27 protein-coding genes and 2 tRNA genes are annotated in these 24,128 nt (G+C 37.6%); 13 read left to right on the top strand and 16 right to left on the bottom strand.

Translation table 11 applies throughout. From position 1 onward, the window contains the following. Positions 1-7 precede the first annotated feature (7 nt). The 3 genes from ORI89_RS11600 to ORI89_RS11590 form a co-directional block, all read right to left on the bottom strand. Complete coding sequence (locus ORI89_RS11600) at positions 8-547, bottom strand: GNAT family N-acetyltransferase (RefSeq protein ID WP_268230647.1); 540 nt, start codon at positions 545-547, stop codon at positions 8-10. Between the two features lie 285 nt (positions 548-832). After that, positions 833-1,204: a cupin domain-containing protein gene (locus ORI89_RS11595; RefSeq protein ID WP_268230646.1), complete on the bottom strand. Its 372-nt coding sequence runs from the start codon at positions 1,202-1,204 to the stop codon at positions 833-835. A gap of 148 nt (positions 1,205-1,352) precedes the next feature. Beyond that, a complete protein-coding gene (locus ORI89_RS11590; RefSeq protein ID WP_268230645.1) occupies positions 1,353-2,351 on the bottom strand; it encodes an aldo/keto reductase in 999 nt (332 codons plus the stop codon). 236 nt (positions 2,352-2,587) lie between these two features. Here ORI89_RS11590 and ORI89_RS11585 point away from each other — a divergent pair, with 236 nt between their 5' ends. The 5 genes from ORI89_RS11585 (at position 2,588) to ORI89_RS11565 (ending at position 6,650) form a co-directional block, all read left to right on the top strand. Next, positions 2,588-3,499 (top strand): LysR family transcriptional regulator, encoded by a 912-nt coding sequence (locus ORI89_RS11585; RefSeq protein ID WP_268230644.1) that lies wholly within the window; start codon positions 2,588-2,590, stop codon positions 3,497-3,499. 203 nt (positions 3,500-3,702) lie between these two features. Beyond that, entirely contained in the window at positions 3,703-3,915 is a 213-nt protein-coding gene (locus ORI89_RS11580; RefSeq protein ID WP_268230643.1) for a hypothetical protein, read from the top strand. A 165-nt stretch (positions 3,916-4,080) separates the two neighbouring features. Continuing rightward, positions 4,081-4,890 (top strand): helix-turn-helix domain-containing protein, encoded by an 810-nt coding sequence (locus ORI89_RS11575; protein WP_326494312.1) that lies wholly within the window; start codon positions 4,081-4,083, stop codon positions 4,888-4,890. A 274-nt stretch (positions 4,891-5,164) separates the two neighbouring features. Further along, positions 5,165-5,776, top strand: coding sequence for a Vat family streptogramin A O-acetyltransferase (locus ORI89_RS11570; RefSeq protein ID WP_268230641.1), 612 nt, complete (start codon positions 5,165-5,167; stop codon positions 5,774-5,776). A gap of 1 nt (position 5,777) precedes the next feature. Continuing rightward, entirely contained in the window at positions 5,778-6,650 is an 873-nt protein-coding gene (locus tag ORI89_RS11565) for a Vgb family protein (protein ID WP_268230640.1), read from the top strand. Positions 6,651-6,950: 300 nt separating this feature from the next. On the opposite strand, the gene ORI89_RS11560 is transcribed toward ORI89_RS11565, so the two are convergent. Beyond that, a complete protein-coding gene (locus tag ORI89_RS11560; protein ID WP_268230639.1) occupies positions 6,951-7,382 on the bottom strand; it encodes a winged helix-turn-helix transcriptional regulator in 432 nt (143 codons plus the stop codon). Between the two features lie 99 nt (positions 7,383-7,481). Here ORI89_RS11560 and ORI89_RS11555 point away from each other — a divergent pair, with 99 nt between their 5' ends. The 5 genes from ORI89_RS11555 (at position 7,482) to ORI89_RS11535 (ending at position 10,576) form a co-directional block, all read left to right on the top strand. Continuing rightward, positions 7,482-7,853 carry a DoxX family protein gene (locus ORI89_RS11555; protein ID WP_268230638.1) on the top strand — a complete coding sequence of 124 codons (372 nt, stop codon included), beginning with the start codon at positions 7,482-7,484 and terminating at the stop codon, positions 7,851-7,853. An 88-nt stretch (positions 7,854-7,941) separates the two neighbouring features. Next, the gene (locus ORI89_RS11550) at positions 7,942-8,520 is read left to right on the top strand and encodes a Crp/Fnr family transcriptional regulator (RefSeq protein ID WP_268230637.1); all 579 of its coding nucleotides are present in this window, start codon (positions 7,942-7,944) and stop codon (positions 8,518-8,520) included. Between the two features lie 78 nt (positions 8,521-8,598). Next, positions 8,599-9,012 (top strand): VOC family protein, encoded by a 414-nt coding sequence (locus ORI89_RS11545; RefSeq protein WP_268230636.1) that lies wholly within the window; start codon positions 8,599-8,601, stop codon positions 9,010-9,012. 87 nt (positions 9,013-9,099) lie between these two features. Then, complete coding sequence (locus ORI89_RS11540) at positions 9,100-9,456, top strand: VOC family protein (protein WP_268230635.1); 357 nt, start codon at positions 9,100-9,102, stop codon at positions 9,454-9,456. A 34-nt stretch (positions 9,457-9,490) separates the two neighbouring features. Continuing rightward, positions 9,491-10,576, top strand: a complete 1,086-nt coding sequence (locus ORI89_RS11535) for an alpha/beta hydrolase (protein WP_268230634.1) — start codon at positions 9,491-9,493, stop codon at positions 10,574-10,576. 284 nt (positions 10,577-10,860) lie between these two features. Here the strand turns inward: ORI89_RS11535 and ORI89_RS11530 are convergent, their stop codons facing one another. From ORI89_RS11530 to ORI89_RS11485, 10 genes are all read right to left on the bottom strand, one after another. Continuing rightward, positions 10,861-11,265, bottom strand: coding sequence for a cytochrome C (locus tag ORI89_RS11530; protein WP_268230633.1), 405 nt, complete (start codon positions 11,263-11,265; stop codon positions 10,861-10,863). Between the two features lie 12 nt (positions 11,266-11,277). Beyond that, the gene (locus ORI89_RS11525) at positions 11,278-11,544 is read right to left on the bottom strand and encodes a hypothetical protein (protein ID WP_268230632.1); all 267 of its coding nucleotides are present in this window, start codon (positions 11,542-11,544) and stop codon (positions 11,278-11,280) included. 7 nt (positions 11,545-11,551) lie between these two features. Beyond that, complete coding sequence (locus tag ORI89_RS11520) at positions 11,552-12,556, bottom strand: cbb3-type cytochrome c oxidase subunit II (protein ID WP_268230631.1); 1,005 nt, start codon at positions 12,554-12,556, stop codon at positions 11,552-11,554. 21 nt (positions 12,557-12,577) lie between these two features. Further along, positions 12,578-14,707, bottom strand: a complete 2,130-nt coding sequence (locus tag ORI89_RS11515; protein ID WP_268230630.1) for a cbb3-type cytochrome c oxidase subunit I — start codon at positions 14,705-14,707, stop codon at positions 12,578-12,580. Positions 14,708-14,969: 262 nt separating this feature from the next. Beyond that, positions 14,970-15,629: a phosphatidylserine decarboxylase family protein gene (locus tag ORI89_RS11510; RefSeq protein WP_268230629.1), complete on the bottom strand. Its 660-nt coding sequence runs from the start codon at positions 15,627-15,629 to the stop codon at positions 14,970-14,972. 57 nt (positions 15,630-15,686) lie between these two features. After that, positions 15,687-15,756, bottom strand: a tRNA-Cys gene (locus ORI89_RS11505). Positions 15,757-15,785: 29 nt separating this feature from the next. Then, positions 15,786-15,855: transfer RNA gene (locus ORI89_RS11500), tRNA-Cys, on the bottom strand. 19 nt (positions 15,856-15,874) lie between these two features. After that, positions 15,875-16,663, bottom strand: a complete 789-nt coding sequence (locus ORI89_RS11495; RefSeq protein WP_268230628.1) for a Cof-type HAD-IIB family hydrolase — start codon at positions 16,661-16,663, stop codon at positions 15,875-15,877. Positions 16,664-16,735: 72 nt separating this feature from the next. Continuing rightward, the gene (locus ORI89_RS11490; RefSeq protein ID WP_268230627.1) at positions 16,736-16,969 is read right to left on the bottom strand and encodes a thioredoxin family protein; all 234 of its coding nucleotides are present in this window, start codon (positions 16,967-16,969) and stop codon (positions 16,736-16,738) included. A 120-nt stretch (positions 16,970-17,089) separates the two neighbouring features. Next, positions 17,090-17,590, bottom strand: coding sequence for a hypothetical protein (locus ORI89_RS11485; RefSeq protein WP_268230626.1), 501 nt, complete (start codon positions 17,588-17,590; stop codon positions 17,090-17,092). Positions 17,591-18,091: 501 nt separating this feature from the next. On the opposite strand from ORI89_RS11485, the gene ORI89_RS11480 reads away from it, so the two are divergent. The 3 genes from ORI89_RS11480 (at position 18,092) to ORI89_RS11470 (ending at position 21,105) form a co-directional block, all read left to right on the top strand. Next, on the top strand, positions 18,092-19,087 hold the full coding sequence (locus ORI89_RS11480) for an AraC family transcriptional regulator (RefSeq protein WP_268230625.1): 996 nt from the start codon (positions 18,092-18,094) through the stop codon (positions 19,085-19,087). Between the two features lie 579 nt (positions 19,088-19,666). Beyond that, positions 19,667-20,206 (top strand): hypothetical protein, encoded by a 540-nt coding sequence (locus ORI89_RS11475; protein ID WP_268230624.1) that lies wholly within the window; start codon positions 19,667-19,669, stop codon positions 20,204-20,206. A gap of 209 nt (positions 20,207-20,415) precedes the next feature. Next, positions 20,416-21,105, top strand: coding sequence for a hypothetical protein (locus tag ORI89_RS11470; protein WP_268230623.1), 690 nt, complete (start codon positions 20,416-20,418; stop codon positions 21,103-21,105). Between the two features lie 327 nt (positions 21,106-21,432). Here ORI89_RS11470 and ORI89_RS11465 read toward each other — a convergent pair whose 3' ends face one another. Together ORI89_RS11465 and ORI89_RS11460 are read right to left on the bottom strand one after the other, a co-directional pair. Continuing rightward, positions 21,433-22,842 carry a hypothetical protein gene (locus ORI89_RS11465; RefSeq protein WP_268230622.1) on the bottom strand — a complete coding sequence of 470 codons (1,410 nt, stop codon included), beginning with the start codon at positions 22,840-22,842 and terminating at the stop codon, positions 21,433-21,435. A 17-nt stretch (positions 22,843-22,859) separates the two neighbouring features. Continuing rightward, a complete protein-coding gene (locus ORI89_RS11460; RefSeq protein ID WP_268230621.1) occupies positions 22,860-24,116 on the bottom strand; it encodes a hypothetical protein in 1,257 nt (418 codons plus the stop codon). Positions 24,117-24,128: the final 12 nt, after the last annotated feature.

Genomic DNA, 24,128 nt, shown 5'->3' with positions numbered 1-24,128 from the left:
GCATTTTTTATATTTCGAATGTCATATAGATTGCTTTTTCAATGCCATCTTTGTTATATAAATTCGTCTTCAAACCTGTTATTTTAAAACCTTGCTTTTGGTAAAATTTGATTGCAGGAACATTTGTGTTTTGAGTTTCCAATTCGATAAGTCTGAAGTTTCTATTTTTTGCATGTTCAATTATATTTTGAATTAAGAGTTTACCAATACCTTTTTGTCGATCTTTTTGAGATACTATTAAATTTGAAAGATAAAGACTATTGTTCCACTTATGTTCCTCACAAATTGCAACTCCGACAAGTTCATTATTATAAGCTCCAAACGAATTTCCTTCAAGCACAATATTGTTATATTCATCAATATCCTCGAAGGTTGTTTCGTAATCTTTCACATACTTCTCCTTCAAATTTTCGAGTGCAATTTTAAATAAAAAAGAATTCTCATCACTATTTAATGTCAGATTGTAAATTTGATCTGATTCATATCCATCGTGACCCAAATTTTCAAATTGCTCTATAGTCAAACTGTATAAAATCTCTATTTTCATTCTTTATCTCTATTTTCTTATATCGGTTTACACTTCTTAATTACCTTATTTTTTTCAAAACTAGATACAAACACTCAGAAACATTCTAATAAAATCAAAAGACAGATGCAGAAAATCAAACTTACTCTGGCAACAAAGCGTCTCATACTTCAATATAAAAAGAGGCTATAATACTTAACCGCAACCTGTTACCATGTGAATCAAAAGACTATAAACATAAATATAAACCTTTGATCAGTATGCTAAATATAATACTTCCAATAATTATAGTTTACATAGTTTATTTTAATGTGTGTCCGCTTCCATTATTTCAACTTCTTCTGGAACAATAAATAAAATCTGACAGCCTGTTTCTGATTTAACTGAGTGCTTAAAGTTTTTAGGTGTAAAAAAGTAATCTCCCTTCACTAGTTTTAATTCATTAAAATAGACTTCGCCTTCTAAAATAAAAGCTTCTTCTCCACCAGGATGATTATGTAATGGATATGATGCGCCTTTTTCAAACTTCAAGATAAAACTAGATGGTCTTTGCTGTTTTTCATTATAATGCAAAACTTTATAAAAGATTCCCCTTGTATCAACATTGTCCTCTACCAAAGGTTTCCAATCAATTGATGATGTAGAAACTCTATATTTACTGAAATTACTTGATCCCATAATAATTCAATCTAAAATCTATAAAACTTATTTTTCGAAATTTAACTCTTCAAAATTCACAAAAAATTAATTGAATGAACCGTGACAAATGTCACAAACTAAATCTTAACCCCTATATAAGCTATACCCTCTACTCAACAACCTATAGTTACCTATCACCAACCCAATGTGGATAAATAAGTTTAGGAGCTGTAATCGCATTAAGTTCTGCAAGATTTGCTTCTGATAATGACCAACCGACACTACCTAAATTCTCGATCAGTTGTTGCTCATTTCTTGCACCGATCACAATATTGGAAACAGTATCCTGCTGTACCAACCAGTTTATTGCTACCTGCGAAATAGTCTTACCTGTTTCGTTTGCTATTCTTTCCAAAACATCTACAAGCATATACAGCTCTTCATCCTCTACAGGAGGAGAGCCTACTGCACCACCAGATTGTATCCGCCCATCCGCAATCGGTTGGTTTCTTCTTATTTTTCCCGTAAGCCTGCCCCAACCGAGCGGACTCCACACCATCAATCCCATACCCTGATCCTTTATCAAAGGCATCAGTTCCTGCTCATAATCACGGCCGATCAAGGAATAATAACCTTGGTAGATAACATATTTTTCGAAGTTGTACTTTTCTGAAATGGACAACGACTTCATCAGTTGCCAGGCCGCAAAGTTGGAACAGCCAATATACCTTACTTTACCGCTTGACACTAGATCGTCCAATGTCCGCAGCGTTTCCTCAATGGGGGTACTACTGTCAAAACCATGCATAAAATATATATCAACATAATCTGTTTTCAAACGCTTCAAACTATCATTGATCGCATTTGTGATATGAAAACGAGAGCCCCCTCTTTCGTTCACCCCTGTTCCCATAGTATAAGTGCCTTTGGTTGAAACGATTGTCTCGTTTCTTTTTCCTTTTAGGACCTGACCTAATATTTCTTCAGATACTCCCTGCGAATAAACATTGGCGGTATCAAAGAAGTTTACCCCATTCTCTAAACAGATATCAATCAACCGTGAAGCTTCTTTTACATCCGTCTGGCCCCAACGCTTAAAGAACTCATCCGTACCGCCAAAGGTACCTGTACCTAAGCTTAACACCGGTACTTTTAATCCCGAATTGCCTAATTTTCTATATTCCATCTTTTTTTGTTATTTAAAACCGTTTTTATTTGATAATGTCCAATCTCCTAAAGAAATCGCTTATGGCCGCCAATCTAGTAGCCTTCAAGCATAAATTGCTCCCACTCGACTATTTGATTCTAGAGCACTTCTTGCCCAATCATTTTTTATAAGAACATTATGAGACAAATTTCAGGAATGTTTTATTATCACCAAAATAACTTAAATTGTATATTTGTATTATAAAAATAATAGTTATGCAGTGGAATTTGGAATGGCTAAGGACTTTTAGAGCCATATATGAAACCGGTACATTATCATCTGCCGCTAAAGAATTATTTATCTCACAGCCGGGCGTTAGCCTTCACCTGAATTCTTTGGAGGCGTATGCGGGGTATAAGTTATTCGACCGTTCTCCTCGTAAAGTGGTGCCGACGGAAAAAGGCAAGATACTTTACAACTTCATCTTACAACCACTCCAAAAATTGGAAAGTGCGGAACAGTATTTCCATCGTCGTTCCAAACCCGAAAGAGCTACCATAAGTATCGGTATGTGCTTCGAAACGTTCCAATACACTTTAGAGGAACATGTTGCAAGCCTACCTTTCAATTTAATTATCAAATTCGGGCTTTATCCGCAAATGCAGGCTGACTTGGAAAATGGATTGCTGGATATGATCATTACACCACAAAAGGGCAACCAATCAAACCTTATATATAGACCGTTTTCCAAAGAACGTATTGTACTGATTGCCGGGAGCAAAACAGATACTTCCGAATTGAAATCCTTATTAGAAAATGGTGATGTTCTAGGTGTAAAAGACTTTCTCAAACAACAGCTATGGTACAGCACGGCAGGAGATATGGAACATCTCAAAAACTTCTGGTCAAAGAATTTCAATGAACATCCTGATTTCAGCCCAAATTATATTGTACCCAATATCAGTTCCATTATACGCTGCTTAAGTAACAATGACGGGTTTTCAATTGTCCCAGATTTCCTTTGTCAGGAAGCATTGGAAGTAGGAAAAATTAAATTGGTCTGGGAGGGTAACATCCCGTGGGAAAACACGCTATACTTCGGTACAAGGAAAAACACAATATACCATAACGAATTGGCCGAACTGAAAAAACTGTTTGAGGAAAAATGGGAACGGGAAATGGCTTGAAGTATCCCTTTCTCACTTGTATCTTCTCCTAAATTGGGATTGCTTTTATACTTGTCTGTCTGACCTCGATGCAAGCTTTAATCGGAATCAAATGATGGCTATTATGAAATCCATGATATTTTACAATTTCATTTAAACCCCGTTAGTTTGTTACAGACTGATTTCTTTAAAACGAAATCAAAATACGGTTAAAAATAATAAGTATGGTAAAGGTATATAAAACAAGCATTAATGATCCTCGTTTAGCTAAAAATATTCAAGCCGAACTGTCCGAGCTGATTCTAGACTCCATGGTTACTATCGATTTAGAAGACTGTGATAAGGTACTGAGAGTGCAGGCAAATAGATTTTGTTCTTCCACTGTTATTGAGCTTTTAGAAAAGAAAAGAATTAAAGTAGAAATAATGGACTGGTAATCACAAAATGGATAATAACAATCTTCTAATCAGCAATCAAAAGATAACTTGCAGCTGCATGACTAACCGAAGGCTAGTCTGCACTGGAAAGTTTCAAAGTTATACATCACGTTATAATATTTTCACCACATTTCCATAAGCATCTAACTACAAGGACATTAATCGATGACGGAAAATAAAATATCTTTTTTTGAGCACGACCTAAAAAATAGCAAAAGAAAAGAACTTAGGTTTTTACCTCACAAATTGCTCAAACCTTTCATTAAGGAGTATATGATCGTCCAGTGTACGAGCGAAATGGAAATGCATCTCTTTCCAAATCCTTCTATATCTTTTAATCATATCATCAATGGAAACATAGCGATGATAAAAAATGACGGTTCTAAGGTTGACCTACCGAAAGCTACAGTTTTCGGTATCTCCCAAAAACACCTTCAATTTAGTTTCACGGCGCAAACCAGCTTACTTACTACCATAGTCAACCCAGGCTTTGCTTCCTTTTTTATAAGAAAGCCCATCCACAATTTTTCTGGCACTTTTCTTCCATTAGATTATTTTTTTAGTCGTCAAAAAGTTTTGTCCTTAAATCAGCAGCTTTCAAATCAATCTTCTTACATAAAAATGCTTCAGCTATTAGAGGATTTCTTGATTTCAGAAAAAGAACCCAAGGTTATGGACACCCGAATTAAAGATGCTATCCACCGGATTAAAGAAAAAAAAGGGCTCGTTTCCATCAACGACCTTTCAAAAGAAATCAGTATAAGCCGAGATTCTTTCGAAAAAAACTTCAGAGCCAATGTAGGGACTACACCCAAACAATATTGTAAAATTATACGTTTCAGAAGTCTATTTGAAGAAGCACATTTGCAAAATAACCTCACAGATCTTGGTTTAAATGGAGGATATTATGATCAGTCCCATTTTATCCGTGATTTTAAGTCTTTCACCGGCGTACTTCCTTCTGATTTTTTTTGAACCATTTCTATGTTTACGAAAAAAAACATAGTTTATGTTCGAGTTTTTATGCGACGGAGTCAAATCATTATTTTATCTGTTATTTTCTGACTATATAGACTGATTTAACAATTTTAAGAGAAGTATCAATCTTAATAAAGAAAAATGAGTTAATATAATGGGTTACATTTTTAGTAGAAACGAATTAATCTTTGAAGTACTTAAGCGATAATATTAGCTCTATGGAAGATTTTGTTTCTAAACTTCTTAGTCAATCTTAATAAAAAAGTGAACTATGCAGATACCAAATAAAGATGAAAAATTTCCGATAGTAAACCACCGTACGCTATGTTTTCTTAAGAACATAATCAAGAATCCGAATATTATTGTGGGTGAATATACCTACTACGATGATTATGAAAATGTGGAAAATTTTGAGAAAAATGTAAAGTACCATTATGATTTTATTGGTGACAAACTGATTATAGGCAAGTTCTGTATGATTGCGTCAGGAATTACTTTTATTATGAATGGAGCAAATCATAAAATGGACGGAATTACCACTTATCCTTTTAATATTTTTGGCAAGGATTGGAAACGGATAGAACCTGAGATCGAAGAATTACCTTATAAGGGTGATACGGTTATCGGTAATGACGTCTGGATAGGAGCCAATGTCACTATCATGCCCGGAATAAAAATAGGTGACGGTGCAATTATTGCGACGAATGCTACTGTTACAAAAGATGTCGAACCATATGCGATTGTAGGCGGAAATCCAGCTACTCTTCTTAGAAAGAGGTTTCCCGAGCAAGAGATTGAAAGACTTTTAGATTTACAATGGTGGAATTGGGAAATTGAAAAAATAACAGAAAATTTGGAGTACCTTACAGGTAAAATATTTTAGTATGATAAAAGAACTTGAGATAGCGAAAGATAGTTCACCATACGGTATAGCCTTTGGAGATGACGACGCTTTTTGGTTCACTCAAAACAAGGCGAATAAAATTGGAAGGATAACATCAAAAGGAGAAGTTGTTGAATTTCCTGTGCCTACTGAAAACGCGGGGCTTTCGACCATTGTGAAGGGGGCAAACGAGCTGTGGTTTACAGAATCTTTGGGCAATAAAATCGGTAAAATTGATTACAAAGGTAATATCCAAGAATATGATCTAGAACATGAGAATTCTGGCGTATTTGGCATAGCCCATAACCCAAAAAATAATTCTGTTTGGTTCACCTTAATGAATGCCAACAGAATCGGACGACTTGATGCATCCAATAGGTATTCCGAGTTTGTAATTCCATTTGAAAGATCCTACCCTAGCTATATTACCATTGATAGAAATGAAAATGTTTGGTTTACGCTGAACCAAAACAATTCAATTGGAAGATTAGATAATAAAGGACGCTTTAAAAACATACCAATACCTACAGAGAATTCTGGACCAGTTGGGATTTGCGCAGGACCACAAGATTCTGTTTGGTTTGTGGAAATATTGGGAAATAAAATTGGAAAAGTCAATTCGGATGATACGATCGAAGAATATAAACTTCAAACACCCGATGCCAAACCACATGCCATAACCTATAATCGAAAAGACAAACTTTGGTTTACGCAGTGGGGAGCAAATAAAATTGCAAATATCGATCTGGATGGCAATATTCATGAATTTGATCTTCCAACAAAAAACTCTGAACCACATGGAATTGCAATAGGTCATGGTGAAATTTATGTGGCTCTTGAATGCGGGAAAATTGCAATTTTGAAAATTTTGTAATAGATGATAGGAAACGTTTTTAAAATCAATTTTTACAAATCACAATTAAAGTTAAAAACAGAATATATTTCTGCTGAGAGTACAATGTTTTCTGATGCCATTGTTGTGACGACCGCCCAGCTCGCTAAAGAGCTAGAATTTGACAGACTGATGTTCCCTTCGTCAATAAACCTAATTATAAGAGGGAGATAGATAGAAGTATCTTATATATAGCCTGTACGAGAGCAATGCAATAAATAATAATCCACAATGACCAACCTTCTAATTCTATAAACAATGTCATCAAGGACACATAGGAAATTAGATAATATTTTGGGTAACAGCATTTGTTAATTTCTCATAAAAACTATCTTTTTCATCAGTAATAGCTTGGGCTGATAAGACAAGGTTGGTCTCTCCCCACTTATCCATAAGGTATAATATTTCTTGTAGAGATGTACCCAGCTCGGTCAATTCATACTCCACTTTTGGAGGCACTTGCTGATGAACTATCCTATTTACGAGCCCATCTTTCTCTAACTCTTTTAATTTAGCTATTAACATCCTTTCAGAGATGCCTACCAGACGTTTTCTTAATTCATTATATCGGAGTTTATTTTCATTCAACAGGTAAGATAGAATATTAATTTTCCATCTGCCTCCAATTAAAGACAATGTATGAGCAATACCACAGTTCTTGTTCCAATATGCTTCATTTATACTGTTTGTGGAGCTTTCTTTTCTGTTTTCCATACACACTTACTTTTAAGTCAGTATCATACAATTTTGTAGGTTCTTTTATAAACACAAGTTAAGAAAGATATTTGTACAGTAACTAATTAAAATAGAAAAATGGAAAAAATCACAGCAATCATTCATTGGTTAAGTTTTACGTATTACCTCTATGTTTTTGGCTACGCATCGTTATTTAAAGTTTTTCAAAAAAAATCAATGATGGAGAGCATGCAAAATTTAGGTTTCAATAAAACATGGACTATACTTATAGGCATTGGAGAGTTGATAGGTGTTATCTTACTTATCATTGGATTATTTAAACCCCAATACAAAAACCTGGCTGTTTTGTTCTTATTACCTTTTGCAGTTGGAGCATTAACGGCCCATATGGCTCATCAGGAATATCACCACTTCTATAATTCACTAATAATGTGCATACTCACAATTGTATTACTATTAACGGATCAGAATTTTAAGATTATTTTGTAGATGGTATATTTAGAAATTAATTCCTATAAAATTGAAAGAGAACAAAAAAAACTCATGCATCTCAATACTGTAATTAACTGTGATAACCATGGTAGAAAAAAATGTTTTAAATTATCTTCGTTCGATTAGTCCATTTTCAGATAAAAGCTGGAAGTTACTTCAGCCTGCATTAAAGGAAGCAAGATTCGAAAAGGGAGATTTTCTTCTTAAGCAAGGTGAAATATGCAATTCATTGTTTTACATCGTGGGCGGCTATTGTAGATCATATTATGAAATTGATGGTGAAATTAAAAATACAGGCTTTTTTATGGAAAATGAAATTACTACCAATGTTCAAAGTTTTGGTACAGAGAAAAAATCCGATTATAATATTATAGCTTGTGAATCTTTAACTGCGGTTGTTTTCGCAAAAGAAAAGTTGTTTGAGATTGCGAAGCAGTCTTCAGAGATTGAGGCATTAGGAAGAATTTGTATTCGTCTGTTTGCAATCAGACAAGAAGAGCTTTCCAGTATTTTTCAACTCTATTCGGCGCAACAACGCTTAGAATATCTAGAGAACACAAGGCCAGAAATAATGCAAAGAGTACCACTCTCCCAAATAGCCTCATTTCTCGGTGTCAAAAGAGAAACATTAAGTCGCATTAGAAAACGTCGAACTTTACGTTAACTCAAAATTATGTGACAATTGTCACGGCCAAATCACACTATAATTGTCGTTTTTTGTATAAAACAATGTAAATACAAAATGCAAAAACTACGAAAAATTGATAAACAGACAAATGTTTTAACTTGGTTTGAAATCCCTGTATCAGATATTGATAGGGCAAAAAAGTTCTACGAAACAATTTTAGATATAGAAATGATTAAACGGGGAGATGGGGAAGATGAAGGCGTTTTCTTTCCTTTCGACCCAGATGTCGTACAAGCTACATCTGGCAGGGTTACAGGCGTACTCGCTAAATCAAACAAAAACAGACCATCTGGTGAAGGAACTGTGATTTACATAAATGCTAGCCCAAGTATTCAGGCTGTGCTTGATAAAGTAGTGCTTGCAGGTGGAAAAATTATCGAGCCCAAACAGTTGTTTGGTCCTGTAGGATTTATTGCGACAATTCTGGATAGTGAGGGAAATAAGATTGGTCTCCATTCGGAAAGGTGAATTAATTTTTTATCCTGATCTCAATAAAGGATCAGCCTTATGATAATTTGATAACATTAAAAAGAATCAGTATTAAAACAAAAAGAGATGACGATAAACCACTTAAATCTTATTGTTACAGATGTAATAAATAACGTAAAATTATTTGAAACTTATTTTGACTTCAATTGTGAGTTCATACAAGGAGAAAACGGGATTGCAGTATTAAAAAACATGAATAATTTTACGCTTGTTATAATGAATAATAAACAAAATGATATTATTTACCCTAAAGACTTTCATTTTGGATTTATAACTGATAATGCCGAACAAGTAGATAGTCTTTATAAAAAACTAGTTGATGGGGGACTTGAAATCATACATCCACCAAGAAAGATAAGAGACAGTTATACTTTTTATTTTCACTTTGACAAATTGTTTATAGAAATTGGACATTACTTGTAATAAAAATACTATAAACATTTAACACCACCACATCATGATTAAGCTACTCATCTTTATCACCTTATCCCTTACCTTACAGTCGACACTCGCCCAAATATCATCAGATACGCTCTATGATAAAAGCAAGGCCATCATTGCCGATTTGGATTCCATAGTGACACCTGAGGGAATCCAAGAAAACTTCCTACTGGATATCGGAGCGGTAAATCAATGGGTATTTACCAGAGGGAAGAGTAAAAAGAACCCTGTTATCCTTATGGTTCACGGTGGCCCCGCATCCCCCTTAGCTCCATTAGCATGGACATTTCAACGCCCTATTGAAGAATACTTTACCGTAGTCAATTATGATCAGCGGGGAGCGGGAAAAACCTATCACGATAATGATACTATTCAACTTGATAAATCCATTCATATCGATCAATACGTGGAAGACTGCATCGAGATCACGGAGCTGATACGGAAAAGGTACGATAAAGAAAAGGTATTCCTACTGGGGCATAGTTGGGGAAGCATCGTTGCCATGACAGCAGCACTTCGCCGCCCTGATCTGTTCTATGCTTACATCGGTGTGGGGCAAGTAATAAAAACTTTGGAAAACGAAAAATTGAGCTTTGAACATGGGTTAAGTAAGGCAAAAGAAAATAATAACCAAGAAGCCATCACAGAATTGATGTCTATCGCGCCATACCCGGGAACGGAGCCCTTGACCAGAGATCGAATTATCACTGCCAGAAAATGGGCTCAATATTATGGGGGACTAGCCGCCTATCGCAATGAATTCGACTTTTTTTTTAAGAGTCCCCTACTTTCTCCAGAATACAACATCAATGATGTCAGAGCAATCCACCAAGGCAATATTTTCACCTTGGAAAAACTTCTTGATGAGTTTCTTTCTGTAGACTTCACTCAAGTTACCACCTTCCCCATACCCGTTTTCCAATTCATGGGTAAACACGATTATTCAAGTCCAACCCAACCCACTGTGGAATGGATCGATCAGGTTAATGCCCCCTATAAAAAAGCCGTCTGGTTCCACGACTCGTCTCACTTATTGCCCATTGAGGAGCCTGGCAAATTTTTGTTGGAACTGGTTTCATCGGTCAGGCCCTTAGCTAAATAATGCAAAGGATGATAAGTACTGTGGAGTTATTTGAAACTTATTTTGACTTCAATTGTGAGTTCATAAAAGGAGAAAACGGAATTACAGCACTAAAAAAAGTTACACATAGTTTATTTTCACATTTTATAGAAATCAAAAATGATCAAATCGTATTGCAAATTGAGACAGGCTTCTGCATATAGAATTCATATTATAAATTTTTCTCTTCTTCACAACAGAAGAGTTAGAACGATCTAAAGAATAATACTAATCTACCTACAGCACTTCCAAATACCGTTTCATTTTTAAGCGATATCCATATAGCGTACCAGATAATATAAAGCCCAAGCCACAAAAACGATAACCGTAATCCATACCCATACAGGGATACTTTGAGGCGTTTCGCTACCGGCTATTAAAAACGATTTTTGATCACCTTTCCCGTAGGCATTTACCATCAGCGGAACGATACCATCCAACACAGCATTTTCTTTAATTCCTTCGACTGCTATCGCAGGGCCATTTCTCACTTCGAAAGGTATGATCCTTATCCCCTCTTTACCTACAGGATCTTTGCTTACAATTTTCAAAGTATGTTTACCGTCTATCAATTTTCGGGTATCCAGCTGCAATTTTACGGGCGTGTTCAATTCAGCTATGGGCTCTTGCTCATCATCTATAAAAATAAGCACTTTACTTTTAGCTTCCATATCTCTGTCTTTTTATTCGTCCAAAAATGTTCTTTTAATATGTTGTTCGCCTTTTTCGCCAGGTTTCACCAGATATTTAACACTCAAATATATGGTTATCACAACAATGACTGCGACAGCACCAATAATCAGATAATCCCACTGACTGTCCGGTCCTTGCCCATGCACGATTCCTCTGAGCATTTTAGGCTGATTACGCTCGCATACTTCACAACTCAGGACACTACCTATGCCGGCAATCCAAGCGAGTACACTGGCAATTATTATCTTCTTTGTCATAAGCTTATTATTTAATAGACTCAATATAATCCATCACTTTTTTCACTTCCTCCTCGGTGACGGGTACTGCTTTATTTCCCCAACTGCTCTTTTCATAGTTGATAATAGCGGTAACTTCTTTTTCTGTCCATCCTAGTACACTTCCTATAGGAGCCATCGGGCCATATTCTGGTCTCGAATCGTAGCCATTCATTATAATATCAACATACAGTTGCAGATCATCTCCCTCGACAATGCGGCTGCCTTTAAGAGGCGGAAACGCACCAAGCAAACCTTCACCGTTAGATTGGTGGCAAGCCTGACAATTGGCTACATAGAGTGCTTCACCATCGACGGTTGGCGCTGCGCCAACGGCATCCAGTGCTTTACGGGCTTTTTCCATCTTATAGAGAAAAGTCGGGGCCACCGTTGTCTCGGGCAGCGGATGTTGCTTCAATGCTTTAAGATAGGCTACCAAATCTAACGCATCTTGCGTAGCGACTACTTTCCCTTGCCGTCCTTTTAAATAATCGGCTGGCACATTCACCACAACATCCTCAGTAGCGGGATTTTCTTTCAGTTCAAACATCCAAGAATAGGCGGGCATAATCGACTCTTTGACCACAATACGTGGGTTAAAAAGATGCACCAAATGCCAGTCTGTACTGGGTTGCCTACTACCTACATCAATTAAGTCGGGCCCGGTGCGCTCTGTCCCCATGAGGGTTGCGGTATTCCGCCATATATCTACACGTGTTTGCGTAGCATAATCTGCCGCCATAGACGGCCTGCTGCCCCAAGGTCTGTCCATTTCAACATTCCTTACCTGCTGGGTATGGCAAGCCACACAGCCATTGGCAATAAACAAGTTTCTACCTCTTATTTCCTCCTCTGTAAAAGCCTTCACTCCCGGCAAGGGATGATTGTTCAACTGATTATCTATGGCCGGCAATATGGCAATCACAATAGTCAATACTACAAACAGTAGAGAAGCCAGTACAAATAGTTTTTTATGATTATTAAAAAGTTCCATCGTATATGCAGCTATTATCTTTTAATTACTCGTATTGAATTTATCTTCCAGTTTTTTCAATGCTATATGCGTGGTATCCACCTGTCCGCTTGGTTTTTGCAGCATTTTATACATATTGTAAGCAAAAAACAGATGGGAAGCCCACATTAACGATCCGCCAATTGCTCTCCACAACCAATAGGGCATCATCATGGTTATGGTTTCGACAAATGGTACATTATCCATCCAAGCCAGGCCACGCATTGTTCCGCCGTACATCAAGGGAATAGAATAAAACAATAAGCCTATCAGCGCCAGCCAGAAATGTGCGCCTACGGTAGATTGCGGTGCTTCCTGTCCGCTAAGCCGAGGCAGGAGTGCATAAATACCGCCCCAAAGTAGGAAGGTAATAATACCGTACATCGTCATGTGCGAATGCGCCACTGTAAAATCGGTAAAATGCCACAGGAGGTTGGTGTAACGAAAAGCCTCTGCTGTCCCCTGCAAAGAACCTGTAAAGTAAAAAATGATCCCGACGAGAAAGAAAGGCAATGTGTAGCTATCTTTTATCTTGTACCATGCTCCCTTAAAAGTAAGCAAGAAGTTTGTTGTACCAGCGACTACAGGAATAACCATGCCCACACTGGCTACTATCGCTACAGTCTGTAACCACCAGGGGATAGCACTAAATACAAAGTGGTGTGTGCCGATCAATGTATAGAATAAAATCTGTGTCCAGAACGCCATGATCCCTAGACTATAGGAGTAAATAGGGCGGTTAAGCTGTTGCGGCAAGAAGTAATAAACTATACCGAGCGTGAAGAGCATAAACCACATGCCTACTGCTTGGTGCATATAATAACCCTGCACGATAGTTTCGCCGAGACCATCCTGCCAAGTGGGAATATAACCTACAATAGCGGTTACGCTAATAAATATTGCGGCTGAGAGTATGTACCAATTCGATATATATATTTCGCCAGTCTTGCGCTGCGCAATTGTTTTATAATAGCTACCAATAGAGAGCCCCACTCCCAGTCCGAACAACAGCATGATTGGCCATATATACTCCCGGTATTCTCCTCCGCCATTATTGATTCCCATCATAAGACTGATCGATCCCAAAAACACCGATGCGTTAATCAGACAGAGTGCCCACCAGCCCCAAGCTATCCGTGCTAAGGGAGCGTTGCTCACTCGGGGGACAATATAATAGCCTAAGCCCAACATGCCCAATGAAGCCCAACCCCAAAACACAGCATTCGTATGTACAGGTCTAAGCCTACCGAAGCTCAACCAGCTTACACTATCTAAATCGGGCGCTAGAAACTTAACACCAAGATATTCGCCCACCGTTGTGCCAAACAAAAGCCAAAAGGTGGCCGAAATCAGATACCATTTTATTAAAAGAGCAAGCTTTGGGTCTATATCCGGCCTAGGCAGAGCTTTTTTCTTTATAGGCACTACCGGCAGCTGTGTCAGTTCCTGAAAAGCCAACAGCCCACGCTCGTCTCTTACCTGCTGTTTACCGCCCAGTTCGTCATTGTTCAGCGTATAGTCTAGACGTTCTTTTTTCTCTATCAATTCCCGCTTTTCTTCTTCTGTTAATGTCTCTAGGTAGGCGGCCAATACCTCTGCATCTTTATTTCCCCATCCCTGACTGTGCTTGTTAATGAGTTTTTTGACTTTTACAACCATCAGCACTAAGCCTACAATAATGGGTATCATAACCAAAACAACCGTAATGATTATACCGCCTTGTTTCCATAAAGGGCCGGGTTTTAGAGCGACAGGACCTTGGGCATAGGCAATCTCGCTCAAATTTAGAGCAGCAAGAAAAGCAAAAACAAGGATAAGCTTTGCTGTTCTTCCCATTTTTTTCCATATCGAGAACGCACGTTCCAATTGCTTTTTGTCAAAAGCATGTGTCATGGACTTCAATTGATTTTTGTCTTTAAACCGACTCCTATTCTTAAACTCTTCGGACCAACGTCGTATACCTTTCTCCAATAAAAGGACGATAGCCAATAGCACCAAAGCTAATAGCAAGGGTAAAAAACTTAACAAATGATGCTGTTCAAGGGATAAAGAAAAGGGAAGCATAGTGTCTGCTTGAAGAGGTAAGGTAAATATGAAGAACAATCCGAAAAAAACAATAGTGAGATTTTTCATATGTATAAAATTATTTCATGAGCTCGCAAGCTCGGTTTGTTTTTCAACTGCTATATGAAATACTATCCGTATTTCTATTTATTTCTAATGGCACTCACGCTATTTGGTAGTCATAGGGTGATTTTTTTCGCCACACGTGATTATTTCACGCATACGGCATTGCCTTACAGGATTTTCACCCTGTTCATTTATATGAGCAATAAGTAGTTAAGAGGGCATAAACACACCCATTTTTACGATCGGCTTATAGCCTACAGCCTGCTTACCATTTGGCAATGGGCGTTACGCCTCCTTTGGGTTTGTCGCCCAATTGGACAAGTATCTCTGCATCTAGAGGCAGTAAGACATCCATTCTAGACCCAAATTTTATAAAACCCATTTCTTTCGACTGTTCTACCTCCTGCGAAACCGTCAGGTAGTTTACAATACGTTTGGCCAATGCTCCGGCTATTTGTTTTGCCAGCAACTCTTTGCCGTTCTTATGCCTATATACCGAAATATAACGTTCGTTATCTGTTGATGATTTTGGATGCCAGGCTACTAAAAATTTGCCAGGACAATATTTTTTATGAATTACTGTACCCGCTATGGGGTTGCGGTTCACATGCACATTAAACACGCTCATAAAGATAGAAACCTGTATACGCTTGGCATGGAAATATTCCTCGTCGTACACTTCTTCTATGGCCACTACTTTGCCGTCGCAGGGGGCAATAATCAGCTGATCCATACTCGTTAGTACCCTACTGGGTATTCTGAAAAAAGATATAACAAGCAACAGTACCGCTGAAGTAAGGATTAATAAAACCCACCAAATGAAAGGATACCGATCGGCTATCAGCACATAAACGTTTATATTAATAAACAAAAATAAGAGGATCGAGTAAATAATCGATGGTATTCCTTCCCGGTGGATCTTCATGGTGCCTGTTTCTAATTATATATGAATCGCCTAAGCAAATTAAAATCTACATTAATGAGGTCGGAAGTGGATTCGAACCACTGTATAGGATCTTGCAAACCCTAGCCTTCCAGTCAGCCATCCGACCTTTTTTTAAAAGAACTTACAAACTTATAGAGGTCGGAAGTGGATTCGAACCACTGTGTAGGATCTTGCAAACCCTAGCCTTCCAGTCAGCCATCCGACCTAGTTATTTCACATTTTAATCAAATACATATTACACCCAACCGCTGCAAAGCGTTCATTACCCCTTCTTCATCCACCGTATCAGTCACGTAGCGTGCTTTGGCTTTTACTTCTTCTGCAGCATTTCCCATTGCTATGCCATGCTCCACGTATTGCAACATTTTCACGTCATTTCCGCCATCACCAAACGCCATTGTATGCGCTTTATCTATCCCAAATCTATCTAGCATCAGTTGTACGCCTGTAGCTTTACTAAACAAACTGTTATTGACATCTGCAAACAATTCGTGCCAACGTGTAAACTCGCAGTTATGCATGATCTCCTCGGCCAACATTTGTTCCTTATCCTTATCTACGTATACTGTCATTTGATAAATCGCTGTTTCCAAAAGCTTTTCTAAAGGTGCTTTTTTAGGCCGTTCGACATTAATGAGGTCGAAATGGTTGCACAGTTTCTCGTCCCAGTGGTTGGCGTATATCCCGCTTTCAGTCATATAAGACAATGAAAACATGTCTTTCTCCTGTTGCAGATAATCTACCAGATTGGCGATATCTTGCTCTGGCAACGTAGCTTGCTCTAGCACTATACCATCTTTTGTTAGGCTTTTAGAGCCATTAGAGGTGATAAATCCGTCAAAAGGAAAATCTGTCACCTTGTTCACCTGCTCGAAAGACCGCCCTGTTGCTATAAAAACTTTTATTCCTTGCTTTTTCAGTTGATGCAATGCCTTCATTGTAGGTATAGAAATACTATGCGACTTAAAACTCAGAAGGGTACCATCTATATCAAAGAAAACAGCTTTTATCATGTTATTTTTTACGTATTAAAATGTTTGAATGAAAGAATATATAGCTACCTAGGGTAGCTATATAGGAACGCACTACCCTTTTACATCTTCTATAGAAGCACCAAAGTTAATATGCAACACATTGCCGTTTTCAAGCACTAATGCTGGCACAGATTTAACACCTGCTGCTTCAGCTGCTGCAATTTTATTTTTATCTTCTCCAAGATGTATAACTTCCACATTTGCGGGATTGATTAAGCTAAGGATGTCGTGCTCTGCACTTACACACACTGGACAGCCAGCGTGATAAAAAATTGATTTTGCCATGATTTCAACTATTAAACTGTTATTAACTACTACAAATGTAAAGCACATTTAGGTCTAGTAGCTGATACAGTTTCAAGTTATACAGCTAGTCCAGTTGTTTTAAGCTTTGCCCTGGACTAGTTACTTTTGACGGACACGGGCTATGAGCCGCAAAAGGTAGTCTCTGTTCTTGGCCGCACTCACCCATTTGGGCAGACGACTTGCTAAGCTATTGTTTTGATGAGGCAGGCCATTACGCTCCCGTAGAGGGGCAGCAATATAATGTTCAATTATGGACAGATGTTCTTTGTTATAGGCCCACAGAATGCCATCGTTTGCCTCAAGAATATACCACAAGGTAAATCCAAAAAAAGGATCGATCGCTGTGTTGAGGTGCAATAATCTGCTATATTTAGGCACTCCTTTACTATTTACATATACTGTAAGTTTAGGAGTATTGGCGTATTTAATATTATAACCACAGCTCAGACAGGAAAAACTTACTTTTTCTTCCAAGTCGGCCATTGGCAAATAGAGGTGCGCACCTTTAACAAGTGCTTTCTTATCGCAGCGCGGACAAACAACATCTATATGATGGGTAAAGTCGCTATTCGTTACAGTATATGGATTTGGAGTTTTCAACGCTATCTTAATTTATATTTCAATGGCTATGTAGCATATCCAAACGACATCATGCGTATTTCTAATGATATACATGCTCGTTCGACATCATTCATATTTGCACAATCTCTTTTACATTTATACGTTAACTGGATAATCCTTTAACAGTAATACAGTCTTTTATGTCTACGTATGATCCTAACTAGAAGTAAAGATGCCTCTTACTTGGGCACCTTTACTAGAAAAACAACATTACTCGCACTATTTTATGTACTAAAAGGTTAATAGTCTATGTATAAATCGATACCGTATGCTTTACCTGTAAATCACTTTTAAACCTAATGATTGACAACTGAAAGCTCACTAGCCAAAAGTATAGACTGTATTCTGTATATAAAATACCCAACTCTAGGTATTTTCACTAGTTTTCAAAAGCTTATCCAGCCCTTAAAAGCCTGTTATACTTTGGGAAGGTGACAAAAGAGTTGTATCTTAAGGTCGCTAACCCAAAAGCTTAATGCTATGATTCTTCGTCACTCACTCGCTCTTGCTCCTCCTAAGAAACAATCAGGCGCCGCTCATAAGCCGCCTAAAGTGCGTTTTTTCAATTTTCTGCAACAGGATGATTTCCTGATCTGTAACTCGGGCTACTACTTAGCCAAACGTACAATAGACGAAATCAGTTTTATAGAAATGAAATGCCAGCATGCGGATGAGTGGTATCTCAGGCTTCACAACACAGAGCAGACCTTTTGGCTAGCCTTTCAATTGCTAGGCGAATCAACTATAGGAGCACCGCAGAAACAGCAGTTGCTGACATTCGAATACATTGGTTTTTTCAACCGAGATAATGAAGTACAGTTCCAACTTACTCCCGGCAAAATGTGGTTGATATGGATAGGACTAGAAATTAGCGATTTATCGGGCTTACAGAAGGAATGGAAATTATTTGCGCATGACCAAGATAACACCTTCCATATACTGCCGCCCGTAAAAATACTTTACCGTATCCGTAAAGTATTAGAACAAATTCAACAGCTTAAAGAGTCTCCGTTTGCATTGCGTTATAAACTATCGGCTCCCGTCATCCAACTTTTAGAAACCTACCACGGAGACTTAGTAGAACAGTCAAAAGCTATAAAGCATGCCGATGTTTCTCTTTTTCACTTAGCTAAAGAGTATATACGGGCACATTATATGGACGAAGGAATTAATATTTCCACTATGGCAAAAGAACTTCTGACCAGTGATCGCACACTTTATCGCGTTTTCAAAGAAAATGGACTTACCGTAAATTCGGCCATTCAGTCAATCCGCATTTATAAAGGAAGAGAAATGCTGAGGCGCACAGATTTATCCGTCGATATGATTGCCTTTAGGCTACATTTTTCGACCGCAAAATATTTCATTAAGCAGTATGTTAAGTATTTTGGGCACACGCCTGCTGCGGAAAGACAACTAAAGGAAACTCAGGAATTAGCAAAGTTTGAAAAAAAAGGAGTAGAAGAAAGAGAGTAAGAACTTATACACTTATCAGGATAAGGCAAGATAGTACTCCGAATAGAGGAAGAATATGAGATATACAGATGGAGAAGGATAAAACCCAGACGGGAAAAAGCAAAACCCAGACGGGAAAAAGCAAAACCCAGACGGGAAAAAGGAAAACCTAGACGGGAAAAGATAAAACCCAGACGGGAAAAGATAAAACCCAGACGGAAAAAAGGAAAACCCAGACGGGAAAAAGGAAAACCTAGACGGGAAAAGATAAAACCCAGACGGAAAAAAGCATTAACCAAAAACAAGATATAAATACAAAAACGCTCTTAGACCTCTTAAAAGATCGATTTCCGTGCTACTTTTCTAGATAAACAGTTTGAAACAGGGGTAATATTCCGCCAAAAAGTTTTTCGAGCTTTCCGAATTTTGGCGGAATATTACCCCCTCCATGTCATGAACGCTGTCGTATGTTTGTATCGTTGCTAGCACAATAAATATTTTGTAAACATTAAATGAAAAGACATGAGCAAATTAAAATTGTCGGAAAAAGAACAAACCGACGTTCAGTTGATGCAAACCGCTGAACAAATCTTTACTAAGATGACTTCTGAGTCAACTTTATTCGCAAGTCCAAGCCCTGAATTATCAGAGCTTGAAACAGCACTGGCTGAATTTCGCAACTCGGCAACTGAAGCTGCCTACCGTGACACACGTGCGATTATGATACGTAAACAAAAGCGAAAGGAACTTGTCTATATCCTCAAAGAACTAAGCAAGTATGTAGACACCATCGCTAATGGGGATGGCACGATCATACTCGCGGCGGGTTTTATGTTATATAAGCCCAACCAGTCTTATAGCGGATTAGTCCCAAAAGCACAGCGACCAGTCGCCGAGCCGAGCCAAATCGGGAGTGGGCGAATAATACTGCGCACCAATCGTTGGGTTGGAGCACGTATGTATGACTTTCAGTACCGTTTAAAAAACAGTACCGACGAATGGGTATCGCAACTGAGTTCGAAAAGCAGTTGTATTGTCGAGGGGCTGGAAGCATTTAAAGAATATGAGTTCCGCGCAAGTTATGTGGGTATTGACCCTACGCCAAATTACAGCGCCAGCACGAGTAGTTATGTACTTTAAATAACTACCCATCATTTATGGATTAACAGCTAACTTCCTCCGGGAGGAAGTATTTGATAACAGCCTTACACAGGCAAATAGCGTATTGTAACGCATGAATAGATTTGAAAATAACACCGCCATTCTGTATCTTGAAGCATAAAGTAATTTCATTGCTCATAGATTGCATATGGCGGTTGTTTTTTCTCAACCATTAACAGCATAAAAAGATGAAAGAAATCGTTCGAGAACATCCATTAAGACCTATCATACTACGTTTCGATTTTGAAAAACCTCAGTTGGATTTTGAAAAGCAAGGGTTAGCTTCGCACTACCTTATGCATGACCTTACTTGGAGCATGCAACAAGAGTTGAAAGCACATTATCAGATTCTAGAAAAATTAGACATGGAAATCACTGCGTTGGAGTTTCAACTGCTACCTATAGAGCAAGAAATGGATATCGTAGAAGTGTTCTTAAATATAAAACCACCGTCGATATTACCTCTTGATGAAATAGATGAAGATTTTGAGCTTAATATAGAAATGGCTGATTTGTTCAAAAACATTATCGATCACGGTGATCTACTGGAAGAAGTAGAGATTGAGATCAATGCCGAAAACACGTGGTATCAGAAACATTTTGATATGATTTATGAAAAGGAAAGCTGGATTGACGAAGATCTGTGGGATAATATCCATCAGATATATCGCAATTTCACAGAAGCTCAGGTAGATATCGTATCGCTAGATAGAGATCAGGAGGAGTTTAGAGAGGTTTTATCTGATGTGTTTGATTACCAGGATTTATATGCAGAATATGGGGAGACTGTTTTTGAAATGTACAATAATCTAATCCGCCGAGCTGATAAAAACTATAGACGGGCCGAAGTTATTAATAAGCATATCAAAGAGCTGTAGCGTTATGATCTGTGCTATACCCTGCTCTTACTTTGTATATGAGACACAGCAAAAGTAGGGAGAGGTTGATAGCTGGCGCTATCCTTTTTTAATTTTGCAGCATACTCGAAATTTTTGAAGTAGTTTCTTGATTAGCAGTTGGTATTTCCCTCTTTCGATAATGGTATCCTACATGTTTATGCTTGTATATAGGTCGAGGACAACCTCTCTTTCACGAAGATCCACAGTCTACGCACGTAACCCTAACAACAACACACCTATTAATACAACTGTTGACAGCGTTCTTTGAACAACCTATTTCATAATATTCCAACTGTTCTATTTTAATTAAAATCCCACCCCGAATTGCACAACAGGCTTTTCTTTAAAAAATTGAACTCCTGCTTTCAACACTAACCACCTACCTATCAAACCCTTAAAACCGACCTCTGGATAAACTTGCCATGTTTTTTCGCCAGTAAGCTTATAAGAGTCTGTGCCGTCTTCATAGGTTTGGTATCTGACACCAGCACCGGCATAAGCCCACAGCGGATAGGCAACTTTCATAGTGAACCCAAAGCTGGAGGCAGCAAAAGATTTCTTCAGATCCTCATCTCCGCTATAGACATCAAGAGACTCCAATTCCATTGGAGAAGAAAAACCTGGCAAAGGAAAGCTATAATTCACCCCCCAATAAACAGACAAACCATGGGACACCTTTAGCCTCCCCACTTCTACACCAAAACTTTTGTTTGTCCCATAACTCAACATATAGTATGTTTTATTGCGTCTGGCCGCTATAGCCGCTGTACGTTTTAGTCCGGACTGAGCCTGATTGAGTTTAGCTTGCGCCACTTTTACCTGACTACCTTGAGGGAAAATGGCTATATACTTCTCATACAGCGTCTCTGCTCTCTTATAGTCTTTTAAAAGTAGAGCCTGCTGCCCCTCTGCATTCAGCGTATTTTCATAAACAGTCATCACCTCTACTTTATTTGCCCCAGTCGGATAAGTATTTAAATACGTTTCACATTCGACTACAGAATTCGCGCGAACAACCTTCTCATAAGCCTTTTTCTCTTTTGCTTTATTCAACCCATCTGTTATAAGATTTTTGTGTTTACCATCATAAAACGTTTTCAAATAGTCTTCATATACTCCAATATCGTCTTTTACAAGGGCATTATTATACGCTCGTTCTTCTTGGCTTTCCAACAAATTTAACGCATTTTGCTTTCCTTGATGATTAGGATAGCTTTTTAAAAATCTTCTTATTGCGCTTACATCACCGCTCATAGCATCAGCATAGCTTTTGGCTTCAGCTTGTTCTTGTTTAATCTTCTCGTTGGCAAGTCTTTGCTCTATGACCAGTAACTCCTGCTCCAACCTGCGTTTATCGGCTAGACGTTTCTCTTCGGCGGCTTTTTCTTTTTCTTCTATTTTAACCAGATACCCCAACGCTTCTTCTTTAAGTTCAGGCTGTGCGGGGAGGTTACTAAAGATTTCTATAGAGCTTTTCACTTTATCATATTCACCTAATTCGTAATAACTTTTGATGCGCAAATGCTCAATGCGCGCATTTGTAGTTTTTAACAAATCGGTTACTTGTCGACAGTAATCTAGCGCTTGTAGATAATTTTTAATTTCAAAAGCTTTTAAAGCCTCCTGGTAATAAGCCTTTGCTTTGTCATCGGCAGTCTGTGCTTGTGCCAACGTAAAGGCAAAAAATAATATAAATATGTATAGTAATTTTTTCATGTTATTTGATGTAGATTTTACTTCTTTAAGTTGTAGGTAAGTCCAATAAAAAATGCAGGTTTATATCGTTCTATATATTTTATTTCTACACTGGATGACGTAAAATTAAGATCATTGTCTAAATTGGACGGATTAATTCGCTTTATGTTGACAAAAGATACCCCACTTGTTAAAACCAGTCTATTTTCTTGCATAAACGCTATGGACAATCCTCCGTAAAAATTCACTCTAGCTTCTGCATTGAGACTTATTCCTGCAGATATTCCATAATCTAAGGCTGTTCCGAAATCGTAAAAAGCATGAGTTAAACCACCCAAAGCATGAGAAAATTTCTCATCTTCTAACTTTGTTACACCAATCACTGCATCATTTTCATAGCGGATTCCATATTCTTCATTTCCAATAAACGACAGTAGATAACCTGCACTAAAATTCACACGAAGCTTGTTGGTTGGGATAATTGTGAAGTCAGGAAATGTATGTAATAGTTTCTCTCCTGTTTTATCATAAATTTTAGGGGTTATAACAACTTTGTCATCTCGAATTTGCCTTGCATCATCAAGATAAAAAAACGATGCATTTTGGACAAAATCCGATCGTTGTTCCAAATATTGTTTAACATCGTTTATATTTTTGACAAATTCCTCACAATACACTTTTTCCTTTTTTGATTGAGCATCTTTCCATTCTTTAGCATAGTATTCTTTAGTTGTGCCATTAGCATCTCTTAAAAAACTATATTTGTCTTCTAATTCTAGATAATAAGATTTAATATTTTTAATTGGCTCAGTAAATTGAATAACTTGACTTTTAAAGCTAGCAGTATCTTTTATAATAAGGATACTGTTTACATAATTAGCTTGCTGTTCTTTTAGTAAAAGTAAATTAGTAAGGTTAGAATAAGCAGCAAAAAAATCGTTATAGTAGTATGGAAAATTCTTATCTATGGGAGCTTTAAGAGGAAAATTCCCTTTTTCGGATTCTCCTAGATACATTTCAGCCTTTAAATCTTCTAAATTTCCTTTAAGAGCATCAATAGTGTTTTTTAAATCATTAAAATCATTATTAGAAGTAGCTACATCTACATATCCTTTTCCCATAAAAGGGTTAATATTGTTAATCTTAATTTTGATAGTGGAGTTATATCTAACTTTAAAACCTTTTGGGTATTTATTTATCCCAAATGGATTTATCTCAATAAGAGAATCTACTGTTTGCCCACATACCACACCCGAAATCAGCAGGGATAAAAGTGCTACTATTATTGTTTTCATAATTTCTATATT

Origin of the sequence: Sphingobacterium sp. UT-1RO-CII-1 (genome assembly GCF_026711005.1) — a bacterium.
Taxonomy (GTDB): domain Bacteria; phylum Bacteroidota; class Bacteroidia; order Sphingobacteriales; family Sphingobacteriaceae; genus Sphingobacterium.
The sequence above is the reverse complement of the archived record's forward strand: the minus strand, read 5'-3'. Positions and strand labels throughout refer to the sequence as shown.

Coding starts and splice junctions, on each gene's coding strand:
- ORI89_RS11490 (WP_268230627.1), bottom strand. CDS start 16,969: ATGGCAAAATCAATTTTTTATCACGCTGGCTGTCCAGTGTGTGTAAGT.
- ORI89_RS11510 (WP_268230629.1), bottom strand. CDS start 15,629: ATGAAGATCCACCGGGAAGGAATACCATCGATTATTTACTCGATCCTC.
- ORI89_RS11495 (WP_268230628.1), bottom strand. CDS start 16,663: ATGATAAAAGCTGTTTTCTTTGATATAGATGGTACCCTTCTGAGTTTT.
- ORI89_RS11595 (WP_268230646.1), bottom strand. CDS start 1,204: ATGGGATCAAGTAATTTCAGTAAATATAGAGTTTCTACATCATCAATT.
- ORI89_RS11530 (WP_268230633.1), bottom strand. CDS start 11,265: ATGGAAGCTAAAAGTAAAGTGCTTATTTTTATAGATGATGAGCAAGAG.
- ORI89_RS11590 (WP_268230645.1), bottom strand. CDS start 2,351: ATGGAATATAGAAAATTAGGCAATTCGGGATTAAAAGTACCGGTGTTA.
- ORI89_RS11560 (WP_268230639.1), bottom strand. CDS start 7,382: ATGGAAAACAGAAAAGAAAGCTCCACAAACAGTATAAATGAAGCATAT.
- ORI89_RS11465 (WP_268230622.1), bottom strand. CDS start 22,842: ATGAAAAAATTACTATACATATTTATATTATTTTTTGCCTTTACGTTG.
- ORI89_RS11575 (WP_326494312.1), top strand. CDS start 4,081: ATGACGGAAAATAAAATATCTTTTTTTGAGCACGACCTAAAAAATAGC.
- ORI89_RS11520 (WP_268230631.1), bottom strand. CDS start 12,556: ATGGAACTTTTTAATAATCATAAAAAACTATTTGTACTGGCTTCTCTA.
- ORI89_RS11585 (WP_268230644.1), top strand. CDS start 2,588: ATGCAGTGGAATTTGGAATGGCTAAGGACTTTTAGAGCCATATATGAA.
- ORI89_RS11545 (WP_268230636.1), top strand. CDS start 8,599: ATGCAAAAACTACGAAAAATTGATAAACAGACAAATGTTTTAACTTGG.
- ORI89_RS11525 (WP_268230632.1), bottom strand. CDS start 11,544: ATGACAAAGAAGATAATAATTGCCAGTGTACTCGCTTGGATTGCCGGC.
- ORI89_RS11555 (WP_268230638.1), top strand. CDS start 7,482: ATGGAAAAAATCACAGCAATCATTCATTGGTTAAGTTTTACGTATTAC.
- ORI89_RS11515 (WP_268230630.1), bottom strand. CDS start 14,707: ATGAAAAATCTCACTATTGTTTTTTTCGGATTGTTCTTCATATTTACC.
- ORI89_RS11535 (WP_268230634.1), top strand. CDS start 9,491: ATGATTAAGCTACTCATCTTTATCACCTTATCCCTTACCTTACAGTCG.
- ORI89_RS11480 (WP_268230625.1), top strand. CDS start 18,092: ATGATTCTTCGTCACTCACTCGCTCTTGCTCCTCCTAAGAAACAATCA.
- ORI89_RS11600 (WP_268230647.1), bottom strand. CDS start 547: ATGAAAATAGAGATTTTATACAGTTTGACTATAGAGCAATTTGAAAAT.
- ORI89_RS11475 (WP_268230624.1), top strand. CDS start 19,667: ATGACTTCTGAGTCAACTTTATTCGCAAGTCCAAGCCCTGAATTATCA.
- ORI89_RS11540 (WP_268230635.1), top strand. CDS start 9,100: ATGACGATAAACCACTTAAATCTTATTGTTACAGATGTAATAAATAAC.
- ORI89_RS11550 (WP_268230637.1), top strand. CDS start 7,942: ATGGTAGAAAAAAATGTTTTAAATTATCTTCGTTCGATTAGTCCATTT.
- ORI89_RS11470 (WP_268230623.1), top strand. CDS start 20,416: ATGAAAGAAATCGTTCGAGAACATCCATTAAGACCTATCATACTACGT.
- ORI89_RS11580 (WP_268230643.1), top strand. CDS start 3,703: ATGGTAAAGGTATATAAAACAAGCATTAATGATCCTCGTTTAGCTAAA.
- ORI89_RS11565 (WP_268230640.1), top strand. CDS start 5,778: ATGATAAAAGAACTTGAGATAGCGAAAGATAGTTCACCATACGGTATA.
- ORI89_RS11570 (WP_268230641.1), top strand. CDS start 5,165: ATGCAGATACCAAATAAAGATGAAAAATTTCCGATAGTAAACCACCGT.
- ORI89_RS11460 (WP_268230621.1), bottom strand. CDS start 24,116: ATGAAAACAATAATAGTAGCACTTTTATCCCTGCTGATTTCGGGTGTG.